This is a genomic window from Lysinibacillus sp. JNUCC 51 (genome assembly GCF_015999525.1).
Classification (GTDB): Bacteria; Bacillota; Bacilli; order Bacillales_A; family Planococcaceae; genus Lysinibacillus; species Lysinibacillus xylanilyticus.
The window spans coordinates 1786208-1804908 of record NZ_CP065545.1 but is presented as its reverse complement, the minus strand read 5'-3'; the positions used below and the strand labels follow the sequence as shown (position 1 = coordinate 1804908).

Annotated in this window: 18 protein-coding genes; 11 read left to right on the top strand and 7 right to left on the bottom strand. The window is 38.3% G+C overall.

Going from position 1 to position 18701, the window contains the following annotated elements; genetic code table 11:
* Nucleotides 1-346 precede the first annotated feature (346 nt).
* Nucleotides 347-2401 carry a transglycosylase domain-containing protein gene (locus JNUCC51_RS08845; RefSeq protein WP_337991675.1) on the bottom strand — a complete coding sequence of 685 codons (2055 nt, stop codon included), beginning with the start codon at nucleotides 2399-2401 and terminating at the stop codon, nucleotides 347-349.
* Nucleotides 2402-2765: 364 nt separating this feature from the next.
* On the opposite strand from JNUCC51_RS08845, the gene speB reads away from it, so the two are divergent.
* On the top strand, nucleotides 2766-3638 hold the full coding sequence (speB, locus tag JNUCC51_RS08840; RefSeq protein WP_337991674.1) for an agmatinase: 873 nt from the start codon (nucleotides 2766-2768) through the stop codon (nucleotides 3636-3638).
* 171 nt (nucleotides 3639-3809) lie between these two features.
* Here speB and JNUCC51_RS08835 read toward each other — a convergent pair whose 3' ends face one another.
* Entirely contained in the window at nucleotides 3810-4292 is a 483-nt protein-coding gene (locus JNUCC51_RS08835; protein ID WP_337991673.1) for a site-specific integrase, read from the bottom strand.
* Nucleotides 4293-4862: 570 nt separating this feature from the next.
* Between JNUCC51_RS08835 and JNUCC51_RS08830 the strand changes: the two genes are divergently transcribed.
* Entirely contained in the window at nucleotides 4863-5801 is a 939-nt protein-coding gene (locus JNUCC51_RS08830) for a hypothetical protein (protein WP_337991672.1), read from the top strand.
* Between the two features lie 827 nt (nucleotides 5802-6628).
* Here the strand turns inward: JNUCC51_RS08830 and JNUCC51_RS08825 are convergent.
* Entirely contained in the window at nucleotides 6629-6844 is a 216-nt protein-coding gene (locus JNUCC51_RS08825) for a helix-turn-helix transcriptional regulator (protein ID WP_337991671.1), read from the bottom strand.
* A gap of 310 nt (nucleotides 6845-7154) precedes the next feature.
* On the opposite strand from JNUCC51_RS08825, the gene JNUCC51_RS08820 reads away from it, so the two are divergent.
* Entirely contained in the window at nucleotides 7155-7379 is a 225-nt protein-coding gene (locus JNUCC51_RS08820) for a hypothetical protein (protein WP_337991670.1), read from the top strand.
* Between the two features lie 414 nt (nucleotides 7380-7793).
* On the opposite strand, the gene JNUCC51_RS08815 is transcribed toward JNUCC51_RS08820, so the two are convergent.
* Together JNUCC51_RS08815 and JNUCC51_RS08810 are read right to left on the bottom strand one after the other, a co-directional pair.
* Nucleotides 7794-8909 carry a hypothetical protein gene (locus JNUCC51_RS08815; RefSeq protein WP_337991669.1) on the bottom strand — a complete coding sequence of 372 codons (1116 nt, stop codon included), beginning with the start codon at nucleotides 8907-8909 and terminating at the stop codon, nucleotides 7794-7796.
* Nucleotides 8910-9258: 349 nt separating this feature from the next.
* Nucleotides 9259-9975: a 3-ketoacyl-ACP reductase gene (locus JNUCC51_RS08810; RefSeq protein ID WP_100544178.1), complete on the bottom strand. Its 717-nt coding sequence runs from the start codon at nucleotides 9973-9975 to the stop codon at nucleotides 9259-9261.
* 169 nt (nucleotides 9976-10144) lie between these two features.
* Here JNUCC51_RS08810 and JNUCC51_RS08805 point away from each other — a divergent pair, with 169 nt between their 5' ends.
* The 4 genes from JNUCC51_RS08805 (at nucleotide 10145) to JNUCC51_RS08790 (ending at nucleotide 12356) form a co-directional block, all read left to right on the top strand.
* A complete protein-coding gene (locus JNUCC51_RS08805; protein ID WP_337991668.1) occupies nucleotides 10145-10531 on the top strand; it encodes a winged helix-turn-helix transcriptional regulator in 387 nt (128 codons plus the stop codon).
* 45 nt (nucleotides 10532-10576) lie between these two features.
* Nucleotides 10577-10771: a hypothetical protein gene (locus JNUCC51_RS08800; protein ID WP_337991667.1), complete on the top strand. Its 195-nt coding sequence runs from the start codon at nucleotides 10577-10579 to the stop codon at nucleotides 10769-10771.
* A gap of 260 nt (nucleotides 10772-11031) precedes the next feature.
* The gene (locus JNUCC51_RS08795) at nucleotides 11032-11601 is read left to right on the top strand and encodes a TetR/AcrR family transcriptional regulator (protein ID WP_337991666.1); all 570 of its coding nucleotides are present in this window, start codon (nucleotides 11032-11034) and stop codon (nucleotides 11599-11601) included.
* Complete coding sequence (locus tag JNUCC51_RS08790) at nucleotides 11598-12356, top strand: CPBP family intramembrane glutamic endopeptidase (RefSeq protein WP_337991665.1); 759 nt, start codon at nucleotides 11598-11600, stop codon at nucleotides 12354-12356. Before JNUCC51_RS08795 ends, JNUCC51_RS08790 begins: the two co-directional genes overlap by 4 nt.
* A gap of 54 nt (nucleotides 12357-12410) precedes the next feature.
* Here JNUCC51_RS08790 and JNUCC51_RS08785 read toward each other — a convergent pair whose 3' ends face one another.
* The gene (locus tag JNUCC51_RS08785) at nucleotides 12411-13334 is read right to left on the bottom strand and encodes a threonine ammonia-lyase (RefSeq protein ID WP_337991664.1); all 924 of its coding nucleotides are present in this window, start codon (nucleotides 13332-13334) and stop codon (nucleotides 12411-12413) included.
* 206 nt (nucleotides 13335-13540) lie between these two features.
* Here JNUCC51_RS08785 and JNUCC51_RS08780 point away from each other — a divergent pair, with 206 nt between their 5' ends.
* Both JNUCC51_RS08780 and argS read left to right on the top strand, forming a co-directional pair.
* Nucleotides 13541-13972 (top strand): YwiB family protein, encoded by a 432-nt coding sequence (locus JNUCC51_RS08780; RefSeq protein WP_328007791.1) that lies wholly within the window; start codon nucleotides 13541-13543, stop codon nucleotides 13970-13972.
* A complete protein-coding gene (argS, locus tag JNUCC51_RS08775) occupies nucleotides 13972-15639 on the top strand; it encodes an arginine--tRNA ligase (RefSeq protein WP_337991663.1) in 1668 nt (555 codons plus the stop codon). The genes JNUCC51_RS08780 and argS overlap by 1 nt, the downstream gene beginning before the upstream one ends.
* Here the strand turns inward: argS and JNUCC51_RS08770 are convergent.
* Nucleotides 15569-16660, bottom strand: coding sequence for a hypothetical protein (locus tag JNUCC51_RS08770; protein WP_337991662.1), 1092 nt, complete (start codon nucleotides 16658-16660; stop codon nucleotides 15569-15571). The two genes, argS and JNUCC51_RS08770, sit on opposite strands and share 71 nt — an antisense overlap.
* Nucleotides 16661-16816: 156 nt before the next feature.
* Between JNUCC51_RS08770 and JNUCC51_RS08765 the strand changes: the two genes are divergently transcribed.
* Entirely contained in the window at nucleotides 16817-17206 is a 390-nt protein-coding gene (locus JNUCC51_RS08765; protein WP_337991661.1) for a MerR family transcriptional regulator, read from the top strand.
* On the top strand, nucleotides 17199-18701 hold the full coding sequence (locus JNUCC51_RS08760) for a class I adenylate-forming enzyme family protein (RefSeq protein WP_337991660.1): 1503 nt from the start codon (nucleotides 17199-17201) through the stop codon (nucleotides 18699-18701). Before JNUCC51_RS08765 ends, JNUCC51_RS08760 begins: the two co-directional genes overlap by 8 nt.

Below are 18701 nucleotides of genomic sequence, written 5' to 3'. Positions count from 1 at the left end.
CAATGATTGAACAATCTGTGACATTTTGCAATCGCTTCCGATATTAGGTTGAAAGTAGGTTTGAAACAAAGTAAACTTGATGCAGAGCTTACATTTTAGTAAGCTAGGACGCTTGGTTCTGCGAATGTGATGAGCGCTATGCGGCATTTGAACAACCCAAACCCAAGCCAAATGCCCCATGATGCTCATCTACTTCGCGAACCATAAATAAGAAAAGCTTTCTGTTCCCACGGACACAGCTCCGGGGAAGAGAAAGCTTTTCTTTATATATATATGTCTGTTACTTTGTCGAGAGCCTTCGTAAGTTAAAACGTTTATAGCTGATAAAGGTTCCGCATGCGTTTAGTTAATTTTTAAAAATGGAGAACGGAAGCATGTTCCAGAAATTTCCCCACGTATCGGTATCGAGAATATCGAAGTTTGAGCATTTTTCAGTTGGTACATCTTTCTCATCCATATAGACAAGACGTTGTTTAGGGCAGGCATCTGTTGCTAATTTACCTGATTCAATATCGATGACCACACCTTTAACGTCTTTAGGTTTTGTAAAGTCTTCGTTCTTTGTACCTTTATTGACAGCCTCCATAAAGTCGATCCAAATCTGCTTTGTAGATGCAGTATCTTCTCTTTCCGTTAGATTTTTCCCTTGGTCATAGCCGTTCCACACGCCAGCAGTTAAGCTAGGTGTAAATCCAATTAGCCACTGATCGCTATTTGTAGAGCCGGATTTGGCTGCGTACGTATGCGTCATGCGAGAGCGAATGCCAATCCCTGTAGCTGGAGAATAATCACTAAAGACTGGATCGAAAATACCCGTCATCATTTCTGTTAAAATATACGTATTTTCCTTTGAGAGAACTGACTCAACTTCTTTATCAACTTCTTTATTTTCGTAGATGGTATCGCCATTAGCATTTTTAATAGAAACAATAGTAGTAGGCGTAGTTTTTTGACCTTGCGATGCTAAAATATTATAAGCATTCGTCATTTCATATAACGTTGTTTCAGTCGTGCCAAGCGCGATGGATAAATTGTCCTTCGTACCGATATTCACGTTGAAGCGATCAGCCATTTCATGAAATGCTTTAAATCCAATCTCCTCTAAAGTTTTAACTGCGTAAATATTATCAGAAATAGCAATAGCTTGTGCCATTGACATATCATGATTTGCGAATTTACCGTTAACATTTTTTGGTGAATATGTGGCACGTCCTTTATCATAAGTGAAAGTTGTCTCACCTACATTTAAATACGTTAAAGGTGTATAACCATTCTCTAAAGCTGCTGCATATAAAATAGGTTTAATGGTTGAGCCTGGCTGACGTTTTGCCTGTGTAACACGGTTAAATGAACTTGTAGCATAGTCACGACCACCAACTAATGCTGTAACGGCGCCTGTTTTGGATTTCATACTAACAAAAGCAGTTTGAAGATCATCATTAGGCATATGTTTGGCTACAGCTTCTTCTGCTGCTTTTTGGTGTTCTAGATTAAGAGTTGTTTGGATAGTCCAGCCACCTTCACTAATGTCGAGATTTTTCGATTTCAAAATTTCACTAGCCTCTTGCCATGCTACGTCAAGGAAAAATGGTGCTACAGATTTTGTTGCTACCCAGCTATCACTCTTTAAGACAAGCTGTTCACTTTCTGCACGTGTTTTTTCATCTTGCGTAATAGCACCTTGATCGGCCATCAGTTTTAAAATAACGTGTTGGCGATTAGTTGCCTTCTCTAAATTGACAATAGGGGAGTAAATACTTGGCCCTTTTGGAACCCCAGTTAACATTGCTGCTTCTGCAAGTGTTAAATCTTTTGCAGATTTTCCGAAATAAAAACGACTTGCAGCTTCTACGCCGTACATACCATGGCCGTAGTAAACAGTATTCAAGTAACCTTCCAGTATTTCATCCTTATCATAAAAAACTTCTAATCTATAAGCATACAGTGCTTCATTTAATTTTCGTGTCCACGATTTCTCGTGTGAAAGATATAGATTTCGAGCATATTGTTGTGTAATTGTACTTGCTCCTTGAACCTTACCTCCAGCCTTAATATCCACTAATAATGCACCAGCGATACGAGAAAAATCCAAACCGCCATGCTTATAAAAATCTTTATCCTCAACAGCTACTACTGCTTGCTTTAAATAGGGGGACATCTCATCAAGACTAACCCAATAACGTCGTTCATTCGTAAAGTGATCCCCAATATGGTTCTCATTTTCATCTAAGAAAATAGAGGCTTTAGGTACGGTTAAAGGCGGGGCACCAGCCACTTGAACATAGACGCGTAAAGCTATAAATGCTACTACAATTGCGGATGTAAAGGCGACAAAAAGGGTAAGTGCTTTACGTGTACGCTTTGAACGTTTTTGCTTACGTTGATAGCTTTTTCTCTTCATCCGACTTCACCTCGTTTTCTCACACTTGCGTATAGTATGTGTTTGAACATTCGTATTTAATCGAAATTATTGGTAAAAACTATTGCACTTTATTCAAAAACATCTATACTTTTTTTGTACTGTTTGAAATGCTAGCGTTCGACAAAAGAATACCACCTTGTAGATTTTAATCGAATTTTGCTAGACGTTCCAATAATGTATACGAGGATAGAAGGATAGAGGTTTCATTACATTCCTGTAAGTCCTTAATAGAGTAATGATAAAAAGGTTCATCACGGAGATTTTTGGATAATACTTTGCTATATGGATAAGTAGTGATGAAATAAATTTAATAGGATTTTTTAATAAAAGTGGAGGTTGAGTAATGAGATTTGATGAGGCTTATTCAGGAAATGTTTTTATAAAAAGTCATCCTACATATGAGGATGCTCAGGCGGTTATTTATGGTATGCCAATGGACTGGACAGTTAGTTATCGTCCGGGCTCACGCTTTGGTCCGCAGCGTATTCGTGAAGTATCTATTGGACTAGAGGAATATAGCCCATATTTGGAACGTGAGCTAGAAGAAGTGAAATACTTTGATGCGGGTGATATACCGTTACCATTCGGCAATGCACAGCGCTCATTAGATGAAATTGAAAAGTATATCGAGAAGCTTTTAGCAGATGGCAAGATTCCTGTAGGTATGGGTGGCGAACATTTAGTATCTTGGCCTGTTATGAAAGCTGTATCTGCAAAATATGATGACCTAGCAATTATCCACTTCGATGCACATACAGACTTACGTGTAGAATATGAAGGGGAGCCACTTTCTCACTCAACTCCTATTCGTAAAATTGCTGAACATATCGGACCGAAAAATGTCTATTCATTTGGTATTCGTTCAGGTATGAAGGAAGAATTCGAATGGGCAAAGGAAAATGGCATGCACATTTCAAAATTTGAAGTGCTAGAACCATTAAAAGAAGTATTACCGTCTTTAGCAGGACGTAATGTTTACGTTACGATTGATATAGATGTACTTGACCCAGCACATGCACCGGGTACAGGGACAGTAGATTGCGGAGGTATTACATCAAAAGAATTACTAGCGTCAATCCATGCGATTGCAGCAAGTAACGTCAATGTAGTGGGCTTTGACCTAGTTGAAGTAGCACCAATCTACGACTCATCCGAAATGACAGCAAATACAGCGAGTAAATTGCTAAGAGAAATGATTTTGGGCTGGGTAAAATAAAGCAAGAAGCACTAAATAATGCATTCTGCGACGAAAGTGTAACGTCAGTCGCAAATACAGCGAGTAAATTGCTGAGAGAAATGATTTTGGCTGGGTAAAATAATTAGGTTTTTTAATGTTTATATGAAGCGGTTAAAGTGGGGTTAGCAATGAGCTAGCCTCACTTTCTTTTTAACTCTGACTAAATACAGATACCGTTTGCGCCTTCATCTCTTTTAGAATGTGGCCATAAACTGTATGGATCATCTCAGGAGTATTTCCTAATCGTTCGGCAATCGCCTTGACAGGAATGCTGTTATTCATAAGTATGGTGGCATGTGTGTGCCTTAAACCATGTATCGTTGTCTCTGGCAGTCCGACAGCTTCTACAAAGCGATTAAATATTGCGTTTAACCCTGTGGAAACAAAAGGCTCTGCTGTGTGTGGCGATAAAAAGATAAATGAATCATCTTTTGCAATATCACTATGCAGCTTGAGACCATGTGAAAGTAACAATGCTTTAACAGCTGTCCGATAGCTCTGAAGCTGTTGTAACACCATATCATCTACTTTTATGGTACGCTTACTGTTTTTTGTTTTAGTGGGGCCTACAACGTTATTCCCTCTAGTTCGCTCAATAGTTATCGTTTGGTTGGCAAAGTCGATATTTCCCATTGAAGCTCTAAAGCCTCACCTTTACGCATACCTTTATAAGCAATCGTTAAAAATAAGCTTTAGTAGGCAATATCCTCATGCTGCTTAACATAACCCAGCAATATACTAAGTTGACCAGGTGTGAGATATTTCTTTTCCGTTTCCTTATCTCTTAAGAGGGGAGGGCGGCTCCGTGTAGCTTATTGCGTATTATGATTTCTTCCGCAACAGCTGCATTCATCGCAATCCTAAAAATCGAAAGCAAGGCACGAATATTAGAGGGCTTTAGCTTGTCCTCTTACACATTGATAAACGACATTTGATAAATAACCTTATCAAGCTTCTGTAACTTGTTAAGGGCGTTTTTTTGAGTAACTAAAGCCTAATTTCTCACTTACACTACTGAGAAATTAGGCTTTTTTATATTTGGCTTTCCTTAGCGTTGTAAATCCGCATTTACCTGATGTTACCCTTTTAGGTCTACTTATAAAAAAAGATTTCTTTCTCCTCCAATCCAAAAACAAACTTTTTAGGGGACCTTATACGTCTCACTTTTGTAGAGTCAAAAATGAATAAATGGAGGTTTAGAAAATGAAGAAGCAACACGTAAAGAAAATTTCTTATTTAGCATTGGCAGGTTTAATTTGTGCAGTTGGAATCGGGGCGCCACAAGTTTCGTTGGCAAAACAGGCAGCTTCAGAACCAAAAGTGGTGGCTCAGCAATCCGAAAAAACGTTGCCAAAAGTAGAAATTGGTCAAAAATTTAGAGTACCCGAACTTAAACTTAAGGAAAATACGTATGTACTCGACTACAAGGTGTCCGATATTGACGGTAATTCAGTTAAAGACAATGTAATATTGGTGGGTACAAAAGAAAAGATTGATGGCAAACTGGATGAGTATGCGAATGATTTATCCATCATCGTGCAGGAGGGAAAAACTAAAAGATATATAAAATATGATTGGATGTTCAAAGGGACGGATGGAAAATCGTATGGGGAATCCGCTCGAGAACCAAAATTGATTATTAGAAACGATATTATCGTAACGGCCCCTCAAGGAGGAAATGGTGGATACGTGGATCATCTGATCTTAACTTGGAAAGGAAATAAACTCAAAAATGTTTTGGCGGATAACCAAGAACTATACACGAATTCTCAGGCAAACTTTATTTTTAAATTGCCTGTTTCATGGAACGGACATTACAAAACAAGCCAATATTCAGGCAAAAATGCAAATCAAATCATGCCATCGGCTAAGCATGTAGTGCAGTTCGATTATACTGCAAAAAATGGAAAAGATACTGAGATGCTGCTGATGATCTCCGTATTTTCCAAAAATGATTGGAGTCGCCTCTCCAGCGAAGAAGGCCCGCCTGTAGGGAGCGTCATTACGAAAGCCAACGGCATGGTGTATGTGTATACGGTACCACAGTCCAATCCGTTTGATCCCCAGTCGAAAGACGGCAAGCTGTTTGATCAACTGTATGGTGATTTGAATATTAATAAATCTTTCAAACTGCTAAATTAAGTCTTTGTAGATTTAAGATTCCGATAGAATTCCTGTGAAACGAAAAATTTGGTCTATGAAAAAAAAACAAGCGCCTTGGTACGATAGGGTTGTATACAAGGTCGATGGCTCAAAAGCCAATCATCCAGGAGGACGCTCTACGATGAAGTTTAAATCGTAGGACAAGAAAATCACCTCATTGAAAACATTTCCTCGATGCATCTAGTTGTCGGTGGAGGCTCATGGACGATATTGTTGAATAAGACTTAGATTTTAAAACGACTTTATTATTATATTATTTAGTGGAGTGGAGTATCTTACATCAAACAAGCATAACCCCGTTCTAAATCTAGGACGGGGTTATGCTTGTTTGAGCTTTTAAAATTAAATAACTTTATTGTCACTTTACAGTACAGCTAACTATCTGAGCATTTGAGGATAATTAGCAATTCTACAGATTTAATTTGGATATATTCTAATTTTAAGCAAGAGATTTTTCGGTTTTACCACATATGTTCAATTGATTCTTTCAATTGAACATTATAAAAAGACTTGTGATAAATAATTTTTTTATAAGATCAACCTTTCGTTAATAATGTGCCATGAACCTTAGTTGGAAAGTATCCACGCGATGAAGTATTTGAGTGGATAAAAAATATTTCAATTTAACTTGATAAACCATGTTTCACCAATTTAAAAGTTTTGAAATCGTTAGTGAGATACTAGTGGATCTCCTATATCAAGGCGGGCGATTGAAATGCAGCTTCTATTGAGCATACAAGACGAATGGTCACCATAAACACAAAAAGCATCCGCTCCAGTCAGAGTAGATGCTTTTTGTGTTGCTATTAGATTTTGTCACCATTTTTTAAGAAGAAAAAGCCTTCAAATTCAACCGCTAACACGTTAGCAATTTTGCGTAAGTCTTGTTCGCTGAAATTATCTTTCTTCAATTTCGTATTAATATTTTGTCTTGATTGCCCTAGTAGTTCGGCTAAATCTTGAACAGACATATCTTTCTGATTCAAAAGAACTTTAATTTTTTCTCCCATCGTTAAAGACATTCTAACACCTACTGTAATGTAATTGTAAAAGAAGGAGGAAACGATATGTATTCTGTAACTGATCATCCACGTTTCAATGAATTGTGGGATACGAAAGCAGCAGCTTAAAACGCTATAACCGAAGTATTAGTTACTAATGGGTTAGAAGAGGAAATTAGCAAAGTGATAGCATACCGAGAAGCACACAATGCACTTATAGAAGTTTATGAAAAAATTGCCTATGATAATGGCGCGTCGGATACCAACAATGACATTAAAGGATTTTATTAGAAAAGAGAAAGACAACACTCGAAAAAGGGGAGCATGTGTAATGTACGAATTCAAATTAGAAATATCGAATGACAATAATTATTTAGGGCTATTAGAAGGCGACAAGGTGCTAGTTTCAACAGTTGAACAGCCTCGAAGCAACGGAAAGGATTTAGCAGTATTTGAAGCGGCTGGGGTGCGTTTTGTTAGTACCTTTATCCGCTTTGGGAATCAAATTATGAAGCGTTTGCAGACGCTACAGCCTAGATTGATTCATGCCCTTTGAAGTGCAGAAACAGTTTATCATACAGGCATTTAAAGGAGCCTTACACCTCAACGTAAGGCTTTTTCTTTTGCTTTGAAAACTGCATCAAACAGCCAAAGTGGGGTTTAGCAATGAGTTAGCCCGACTTTCTTTTTAACTCTGACTATATACAGATACCGTTTGCGCCTTCATTCTCTTGATTGTATATTTCAGGACTCCAAACTTTTTGGGATTAAAGAAACTTGGCGACTAGAGCAAAGCTGTCACCAACTCTAAATATTAGGTTAGTTGATAAGGGGCAATTTGGGACTCAGCAAAATTGCAGACTAAATTATGGCGACATTGAGCGACTAGGGCGGTTCTATAAGGAGACAAGAAAGGGGTTAATCCCTCAATCATTGTTTAATGATTTTTGGAATAACCCCGAAATATATTTTAATGCTTTGAAGTATAAACTTTACCGTTTATCGTTACTTTAGAAGCTGAGATTAGAATTTCTTTATTTGCTTCAAGATATGGATTTAGAATTTTGTCGATAGCATCCCATTTTTCCTTAGATTTTTCATAGTCACCTTTTTTATCAAGAGCTGTTGCTTCTTCATAAAGCTTTTTTAATTGTTTTTGATCATTTGACTTGATTTCGAAATCAAAGTCAGACAAGTAATCTTCAAAGCTAAGTGGCTTAAAATAAGGATTAATCATTTCATCGAATTCACCCCATAGCTTTTCAGATAATTGATCATTTTTATCTTTATCAGCTTTTTTAGCATCATTGTATAAAGTCTTTAGTTTTGGCATGGCTTCAGCCGGAATATCTAATTCCAAATCTGAGATGTATTCTTCAAATGTTAACGGTGGATTTAGAACTTCTAAGTAAGGTTGAAGAACCTTCTGGAATTCATCAAATTTTTCTTGTGCGTTTTCTTCTTTACCAGATTTCTCTAGTTTTATCCATTGTTGATAAATATCTTTCAATTGTTTTTTATCTTCTTCTTTAATAACTATATTTTTTTCACTAAAACCATACTCTTCAATAAACTCTTCAAAGGATACAGGTACCCAGCTAGCTAAAATATATGGCTTTGTGATTTTATCCATTTCAAGATTAATTTTTTCCAATTCATCATATTTCTCTTCTTTTTCTAACTTCTTCGTTTGATTAAACAACTTTTCTAATTTTGCTAGGTCTTTTTTTGTTATTTCTTTAGGTAAGCTTTTTTTATATACGTCAAACGTATAGAAGTCTGAATAATCTTGTACTAAGCTACCTTCTACGGAAATTTCCTGACCTTCTACTAAGTTCATTTTTTCTAATTGCTCATCTGAAAAGTTCTGAATTCCGATATAATAGTTTTTGCCGTCTTTCCCTTTAATTGTGATGCTATCTCCGTATACGCTTTTAATAATTCCTTTAATTTGTTGCTCAGCTTTAACTGTTATTTCGTTAGTTGTTTTTGCTGTTGTTGCCTCAGCTTGATGTGGTGTGAAGACAGCCATTCCTATTGTTAGTGCTGATACAATCATCCAAGATTTTTTAATTGTTTTTTTCATAATTATTTCTCCTTTTATTTAAATGGTTGAATTACTAATTATTAGACGTCTTACCAAATATAAAAAGTTAGTTAAATTTGAAAAAAATTTTAAAAATAGTTGGAAGGTATAGATCAATACTTAAACTTTTCCCTTTTGACTACCCGAACATTTAGAGGATGGCTGTTAAATCGAAGGCGAAAAAGTAGGGAGGGTTAGCTTTAATTCCTTTAAGCTCTAACTTCAGATACTGTTTGCTCACCCAACTCCTAGAGAAAGGGGTCATAAACTGTACGGATCTCATTGTTAAAAAAAACAAGGCGCCATCCAAAATACATCGGATAGCGCCTTGCTTTTTCAAATAGTTCTTTTAAGGGTTCGTTGACCAAAGTCCAGCATGTTTTAATACAACACGTGGATGAAGTTTTAGTTGTGCAACCATTAAATCTGCTAAATCTTCTGCTTGCATCACTTTTTCTGGATTGCCGTCTGTTAAGTTAAGCTCAACTGCCATATCTGTAGCAACTGTACTTGGCGTTAATGTCGTAACACGAATATTTTTCTTACGCACTTCAAGCATTAATGATTCACTTAGTCCGATAACTGCAGCTTTTGAAGCTGAGTATGCACTTGTAATCGGTGCGCCTTTTTGACCAGCTGTTGATGAGATATTAATGATGTCGCCTGTGTTGCGCTCTAACATTTCCGGTAATACAGCGCGTGTTGTATAGTACACACCTTTTACGTTAACATCGATAATATTTGTCCATTCCTCAGGTGTTAAGTCCATGAAGCTACCGAATTTTGAGATGCCGGCATTGTTTACTAAAATGTCGATGGCGCCAAGCTCTCCACGAATAGATTCAACGGCTGTGGTAATAGAGTCTAAATCCGCTACATTTGCCACGGCGATTGCTACCTTCACATCATACTGTTTAAGTTCCTCTGCTACTTGTTGTAAATTTTCAAGAGTACGTCCAACAAGACCTACGTGAATACCTTCTTGTGCAAAAGCTACTGCTGTTGCGCGTCCTATTCCACGCCCTGCCCCTGTAATTAACGCCACTTTTCCTGCGATTGTTTGCATGTTTTTCGCTCCTTTAGTTGAGATAATTTTATTTAGAAGAAAAAATATATTAAGATTTGTCTTTAAGACTATCCTCATTTTACTACCGTTTTATACATTGTGAAGAGTGCACTTTTTGGTGCGGAGGTTACTAAAAGTTACTTATAAGAAATAAAAGGGAGTTAGCTCTATGTCAGATAAATTAAGAGAAGAGATAAAAGAGAGAATATTAAATAACGATTATCATTGCGAAAAGGAACTTACCTTATCAATTATTAGTGGGAAATGGAAAGTTGTTATTTTGTGGCATTTAGGTGTTGAAGGGCCACATCGCTTCAGTGAGCTTCAAAGACTTTTTCCGAAAATATCTCATAAGATATTAACAAACCAATTACGTGAACTGATGGAAGATGGTATTGTTCATCGAGAAGTGTTTCCAGAAGTTCCTCCGAAAGTCGAATATTCCATGACAGAACTAGGGATGACGTTATTACCAATCGTTGAAATGATGTATGATTGGGGAAAACAGAGAATTAATCAAATTAAACAGGAAAGTAATAACGAGGTCATCGGCTGAACTTACTGTAATCTTTAACGTCTTTTTTGTAAAAGGGGTGAGCTAATGGGGGTTTGGTATATCTTAATCTTGTTTGTAGGGTTGTTTTTGATATTTAAAGGACTATTTATGAAAAAGCAGTCTTTGTTAATTATGAAAATCGGTATCGTGTTTGTAGGTTTATTTTGTATTTCATTCTCAATATTTATGTTTTCACCAGGAAGTGCAGAAATAATTTCTGATTTGCTAAATTGGGAATAAAGGATTCCTTACGCAAATATGCCGAGGCATACTAAAAGTGGGGAAGTGTAGTGAACTCACTTTTAGCCCCACTTACTTTTTTATTCCAGGTTTCATTAGTTATTAAGAGTTCGCGGACTTTCTTGGGAAAACAAGGCTCATTTACAAAGTGAGCTTTTTTTATTTCTTTGGAATTTTTTTGAATACCTTATTGACATTGGGAAGAAATTACTGTTACATTATAGGTAACAAGTGTTACCTATTAAAAGGAGGTAATTTTTTTGGCACCAACAGAGCGATTTACAGAGGAAATTTTAATGGATTGTGCTTTTGAAATGGTTAGGAAGAGTGGGATTGATAGTGTTAATGCAAGAGATTTAGCAAAAGAGTTAGGTTGTTCGACAAAGCCTATATTTCGATTATTCTCGAGTATGGACGATTTGAAGTATGCATTATATGAAAGGGCTGGCAATCTATACAACGAAAGAATGTTTCAAGGCTTACAAGAAAGTTCTTTTTTAGGAATGGGGTTAGCTTATATTAACTTTGCTCGCGAAGAAAAAAAGTTATTTGAGCTTTTATTCCTATCTAATAAATATAAAATCTCCAGCTTTTCGGATTTATTAAATGACGTAGAAAACCAAGGGATTATAGCAATAATTTCAAAATTAACAGGATTAACTCAAACCTCCGCTAGATCCCTATTTATCGATATATGGTTAACTGCACATGGTATTGCGACAATGTGTGCGACGAATACTTGCGATTTAGATAGCTCGGAAATTGAAGATATTTTAAAAAACGTATTTGAGGGCGTTAAACAAAAATTATTGAATGGAGAAGATAAATGAAGATGAAAAATTCACCTATTCTTTTATCAATATTATTTACTTTGCTTGCAATTGTTTTTCCTACCATAGCTGGTGTAATTATAGCTGTCAAAAATATAAGTAGTTTAAGCTCTATAACTTTGATTCAATTTATTGCCTTTGCAGTTGGTGTACTAGTTACTCTTTGGATCATGAAAAAAAGTAAATTCTCTTTCCAAGATTTCGGATTTAGAAAGTTTAAAGCAGAGGCATGGATGGCTGTTATCGTTATTTCTGAGTTGACTGCATTCTTTAGTGGTATTACAGAGCGAGATGGTTTTTCTGCGCAATATGTACTTATTTTGTTTCTATTTGTTATTGCCGTTGGTCTTTTTGAAGAGTTTATTTTCCGTGGCCTAATTCTCAAATATTTATCAGTGAAAGGGCTTAAAGCGGCTATTATCGGCTCCTCAATTTTGTTTGGTATCGGACATCTTGCAAATATACTTTCCGGTGCTGATTTATTTATGACATTACTACAAATAACTTTTGCATTCCTCTTTGGGCTAGTTTGTGCAGAGATTGTTGCAAAGACAAAAAGTATTATTTTCCCGATTGTCTGGCATGCTATGCACGATTTTATAGCTTTCTTGACTGACAGTGAGCCAAATGTACTTGCCGTTTCTATTTATGTTTTTCATTGTATAGTGTTAATTGGTCTAGCGATTTATTTCTGGAGAGCTTTATTTCCTAAAAAGGCTGTTATGAATTTAAAAAATCCTGAGAGTTACGTATAAACACGAAAAGCATCTACTCATTAAATTTGAGTGGATGCTTTTTTATGTCAAGGCTTATAATCCAACATTGCCTCCTGTAATAAGGAAGCACACTTTTTCATTTTTACGAATAGGTAAAGTTCCTTGCAGGGCAGCGCCAATGCCGATAGAAGAGGAGGGTTCTGCGACAATTTTACCCTCTGAAAGTAAGGTTTTCATCCCATGTTGAATAAGTACTTCATCTACACTAACAACCTCATCGACAAGCTGTTGAACAATTGGAAAGTTCCGTTCTCCAGGCTGTAAAGTTAGCAAGGCATCAGCCAAAGACTTTTGTTCCTCTAAAAGCAATCTTGCGCCAACTTCTAAGCTTTTGCTATAACGCGAAACAACAGCAGGCTCCACACCAATTATTTTGATATGAGGGGCCATAGATTTTATAGCAGTTGCAACGCCACTAATTAATCCACCACCCCCAATAGGAACAACAATAGTATCGACATCAGGAAGCTGTGCTAGTATTTCCAAACCTGCTGTTCCTTGTCCTGCCATAATATCGTAATCATCGTAAGGATGTATGTTGCAAAAGCTATTATCACGACTGAGTTTTTCTGTTAGAACATGTCTTTCTGTCAGCTTACACTGTATAACCTCTGCACCTAAGGCACGTATTCCATCAACCTTAACGGTAGGAGCTGAATCTGGTAGAACAATTGTCGCCTTACTATTTAGAAGCTTGGCAGCATAGGCAACACCTTTGCCATGATTACCAGAGGATGCGGCGACTACGCCTTTTTGTAATTGTTCTAACGGGATGGAAAGCATTTTATTGAGAGCCCCTCGAAGCTTAAAGGAGTTTGTTTTTTGCATATTCTCGGCTTTTATGTAGACGTGACATCCTAAAAGTTGATCGAGCCCATTTAATCGAATAATAGGCGTTTCATATATATGAGATGAAATTCTTCGTTTAGCAGCGTGAATTTGTTCAAGTGTTAACATAAAGCAACCCTCATTTCTTTGAAATAATTGAATATTCCAATTTCTTAATATAACTGTAGATTTACAGGCAATTTGTGTCAATCATTAAATAATAAACAAATTACTGCCACATCGGATAGAATACATACTTCTACCTTGAAAAAATATAAGGATTCATCCTATAATAAGAAGGTTATAGTAAAATCATTTAAAAGGGAGCGTCCATAATGGCGAACGAAGCGAGATCGCAGGTGAACATTAAGCTCATTTCTAAGATTCGCCCGATTGATGGGGAGTCTGAAGGTTATGAAATGTTGCTGACAGGGCAGCTACTCGAAAAAGCAGGAAGCATATATTTGAAATATGAAGAAGTGCAGGAGGATAAAACCATCCGCACAACTATGAAGCTAGGCAGTGAGCAGGCATTAATTATGCGTAATGGAGCAGTGAAAATGCGACTACCACTTAACATAATTGAACAACAAATGGGTCATTATGAAAGTGAATTCGGTTCAATGCCACTCGTCATAGACACGAAAGAAATGATGTTTACAAAGCAGGCAGTAAGCGGAGATTTCCATGTACAGTACGATTTACTAATGGGTGGGCAATCCGTTGGCAATTATACATTAGACATTACATTTACGGAGGTACAATGATGAACGCAGTAGAACAAGTACAACAAGCCATTAAAGCAGCGATTGCGCAGGCTGTTGAAAAAGCTGGCTTAGTCGATGCTGGCACAGAGTTAAATATTCACCTTGAAACACCGAAGGATAAAGCAAACGGAGACTATGCAACAAATATTGCTATGCAATTAACGAAATTAGCAAAAAAACCACCTCGTGCGATTGCAGAAGCTATTTTAGAAAATCTTGACACAGCAGGTACAGATATTGAGAAAATCGATATTGCTGGCCCTGGCTTCATGAATATTACTGTGCGTAAAGATTTCTTAACAGATGTAGTAAAAGCAGTGCTTGAGCAAGGTGCTGATTATGGTCGTTCTAATGCTGGCGCAGGAGAAAAAGTTCAAGTTGAATTCGTATCTGCGAACCCAACAGGTGATCTTCATTTAGGCCATGCGCGTGGAGCTTCTGTAGGGGATTCATTATGTAATGTGCTAGATATGGCAGGTTACGAAGTATCTCGTGAGTACTACATTAACGACGCAGGTAACCAAATTAATAATTTAGCTTATTCACTTGAAGCGCGTTATAAGCAAGCTTTAGGAATGGATGCTGAGATGCCAGAAGATGGCTACCACGGTCCAGATATTATTGAAATCGCTGGTAAACTAGCAGGAGAACATGGCGATGCAATTTTAGCAAAATCTGATGAAGAACGTTTTGCATTCTTCCGTCAACATGGTTTAGCGTTAGAATTAGACAAGTTAAAAACAGACCTTGCAAACTTCCGTGTAAACTTCAATGTGTGGTATTCAGAAACTTCACTATATGAAAACGGCAAAATCGAAGTAGCGTTAGATAAACTGAAAGCCAATGGTCATGTATTTGAAGAAGACGGTGCTACTTGGTTCCGTTCAACAACATTTGGCGACGATAAAGACCGTGTGTTAATTAAAAATGATGGCTCTTTCACATACCTGACTCCAGATATCGCATATCATGAGGACAAAATTGTACGTGGCTTTGATAAATTAATTAATATTTGGGGAGCTGACCACCACGGCTATATCCCACGTATGAAGGCTGCTATTCAGGCACTTGGCTACGACCGTGATACGCTTGAAGTTGAAATCATCCAAATGGTTCAGCTTTATAAAAACGGTGAGAAGTTCAAAATGTCTAAACGTACAGGGAACGCTGTTACAATGCGTGAGCTTGTAGAAGAGGTTGGCCTAGATGCAGTGCGTTATTTCTTCGTGAAAACTGCAGGTGATTCTCACATGGACTTTGACCTTGATCTTGCCGTATCTCAATCAAATGAAAACCCAGTGTATTATGCACAATATGCACATGCACGTATTTCTTCAATTTTACGCTCAGCTAATGAGCAAGGCTTTGCTGCAACAACAGATCATTTAACTCTGTTAACTGCAGAAAAAGAAATCGATTTACTGAAAAAAGTGGGTGACTTCCCGAAAATGGTAGCAGATGCTGCGAAGCACCGTACACCACACCGAATCGCCAACTATATTCAAGAAACAGCAGCTGCATTCCACAGCTTCTATAACGCTGAAAAAGTATTAGATGCTTCAAATAAAGAGCTAACAGAAGCTCGTTTAGCCCTTATCACTGCTGTGCGTACAACAATTGCCAACGCATTACGCTTAATCGGCGTTTCTGCACCGGAAAAAATGTAATAATAGAATTTTTAGCCCCCGGCACGACAATGTGCCGGGGGTTTTTTGTGTGGATATGGATTTGATAGCAAGAGCAGAGTTGTTGACGTGACGGGAAGAGCCACGGGGCGAGGGAAGGATCGCTGGAGGGACGGAATGAAATGCTGAAGAGACAGAAAGAATCGTTGGAGCGACGGAAAGAATCCGAAGTGAGGGAAAGAATCGTTGGAGCGACGGAAGGAACCGCCAGAGCGAAGGAAAGAATCCGAAGTGACGGAAAGAATCGCCAGAGAGACGGAAAGATTAGCCAGAGCGACGGAAAGAATCGTTGGAGCGACGGAAGGAATTCGAAGTGACAGAAAGAATCGCCAGAGCGACGGAGAGCTCCGAAGCGAAGGAAAGAATCGTCGAAGTGACGGAAGAATCGTTGGAGCGACGGAAGGAACCACCAGAGCGAAGGAAAGAATCCGAAGTGACGGAAAGAATCGCCAGAGCGACGGAAAGAATCGCCAGAGCGACGGAAAGAATCGTCGAAGCGACGGAAAAATCCGAAGCGAAGGAAAGAATCGTCGAAGCGACGGAAAAATCCGAAGCGAAGGAAAGAATCGTCGAAGCGACGGAAAGAATCAGAAGTGACGGAAAGAATCGTCGAAGCGACGGAAAGAATCAGAAGTGACGGAAAGAATCGTTGGAGCGATGGAAAGAATCCGAAGTGACGGAAGGAATCGTTGGAGCGACGGAAAGGATCGTTTGAGCGACGGAAGGAACCGCCAGAGTGACGGAAAGAATCGTCGAAGCGAAGGAAAGAATCGCCAGAGCGACGGAAAGCCCCACCGAGGCGACGGAAAGAGTCATCGAAGCGACGGAAGGAATCATTAGAGCGACGGATAGAAGCAGAAGTGTCAGAAAGCCCCGCCGAAGTGACGGATAGAAAAGGTAAATTGGATAGAATCAGCAAAGTCGTGGATAGAACCAGTAAAATCGTGGATAGAACCGGCAAAATGACGGAAAGCCTCGCCAAACTGACGGCTAGGATCTCCAAAGCAATGGAAAACCCACCCTAACTGAAGAACGGCACCATTGAAATATCTTGATTCATCTCCTTAAATCAATAATTTTCTTTAAAATTCAGATATCTTGTTGAAGTTTACGTTAGCGTCAATGGTATACTGAATGAAAATTGGAAGGGGGGATGATATTGAGGACGATTCAGGAAGTGGCTAAGGAGTTTAATGTTTCAACACGGACAATTCGTTATTATGAGGAGCTGGGGCTGCTTAATCCTAATCGATCGTCTACTAATCAGCGAACCTTTTCAAAAAAAGAATTAGCGAAGCTTAAGCTTATTTTCCGGGGGAAGCGTTACGGTTTTTCACTTGAGGAGATCAAGGAGATGGTATTGCTGTTTGATTATGATCGTACGGGCATTCAGCAGTTGGAGCGTACGGTCGAATATGGGGAGCAAAAAATTCAAGAGATTGATTGCAAAATTGCAGAGCTTGTACAGATTAAAAAGGAGATACAGCAATTACAAGGCATTTTTACAGAAAAATTAGCGACTTTAAAGGGAGAGATGGACGATGAATAGTTCGAATTTGTTAGCACGCAATGCGCGAAAGTACCCTATGAGTGAAGCTGTTGTTTGTCAGGGCAGACGGGTGACTTATCGTGATTTAGATGAGCAAGTGACACGTCTTAGTCATGCTTTGTTAGAGCAGGGGGTCCGGCAAGGCGATAAAGTAATCATTTTTATGCCTAATGTTGTAGAGTTTGTTGTTAGCTATTTTGCTATTCAGCGCATTGGGGCTATTGTCGTTCCAGTAAATGCGAAATTTACGCTGCAAGAGGTTGAGTATGTAGCGCAGCATGCTGATGCTAAAGCTATTCTAGTACATGAGGCAATTTTTGCAGCAGTCGAAAATATCGCGGTAATTCCTTTAAAAATCAAAACAGGTCAAGAGCAGGCTGGCTGGCTAAACTATGAAACTCTTATTCAACATGCAAGCATTCAAACAATTGATTGTCAGTTGAATGAAGATGATGTTTCAACGATTTTATATACTTCGGGTACAACGGGAAAACCAAAGGGTGTCTTGTTTAGCTATCGCAATATTTTAACTGTAGCGCAAATGATTGCAGTGGAAATGGAAGTAAAGCCAGAAAGTCGGATCCTTCTTATGATGCCGTTGACACATTCAGCCCCATTACATTTATTTTTAATGGCAGGAGTATTTGTAGGCTCGACCAATGTGCTAACGCCAACATTTACACCTGATTTATTTATTGATTCAATTGAGCAGGAAAGAACGACACATTTCTTTGGCGCACCTGTTGCTTATTTGTTAACTGCCCAACTGCCAAGATTGCAAACAACTGATTTGTCATCGATGAAATGGTGGGCTTATGGTGGAGCGCCGTTATCACAAAACGAAGTTCGCCATTTACAAAAAGCTTTCAGAACAGAAAATTTAACGTGTGTTTATGGCTTAACTGAGGCTGGTCCAAACGGTTCAATATTATTTGGTGAAGAGCATGCAACGAAGGCGGGGAGCGTTGGTCGGCGTGCACCACTGGGAGCAGAGCTTCGTATTATTAACGACAATGGAGAAGATGTCGGTGTTGGTGACGTAGGAGAAATTGTGATATTTGGTGAGGGCAATATGCTGGGCTATTACAAGGATGATACTGCAACGAAGGCTGCATTTATAGATGGCTGGCTGAAAACAGGTGACTTAGCTCGCCTAGATGAGGACGGCTATATTTGGATTGTTGATCGTAAAAAGGATGTCATTTTTTCAGGCGGTGTGAATGTTTATCCGAAAGAAATTGAAGATAGTATGTTGAGCTATGAGGGGATATTTGAAGTGGCTGTAATCGGTGTGCCACATCCTGAGTGGGGAGAAACGGTGAAGGCTGTTTATGCCGCTAAAACGGAAATTGACGAGGACAAACTTAAAACTTATTTGGAGGAGCATTTTGCTAAATATAAAGTTCCACGCATATTTGAACGTGTAGAAGCGCTACCACGAAATGCATCGGGCAAAATACTAAAACAATCCTTGAAGGGGCAAGAGGTGAGATAG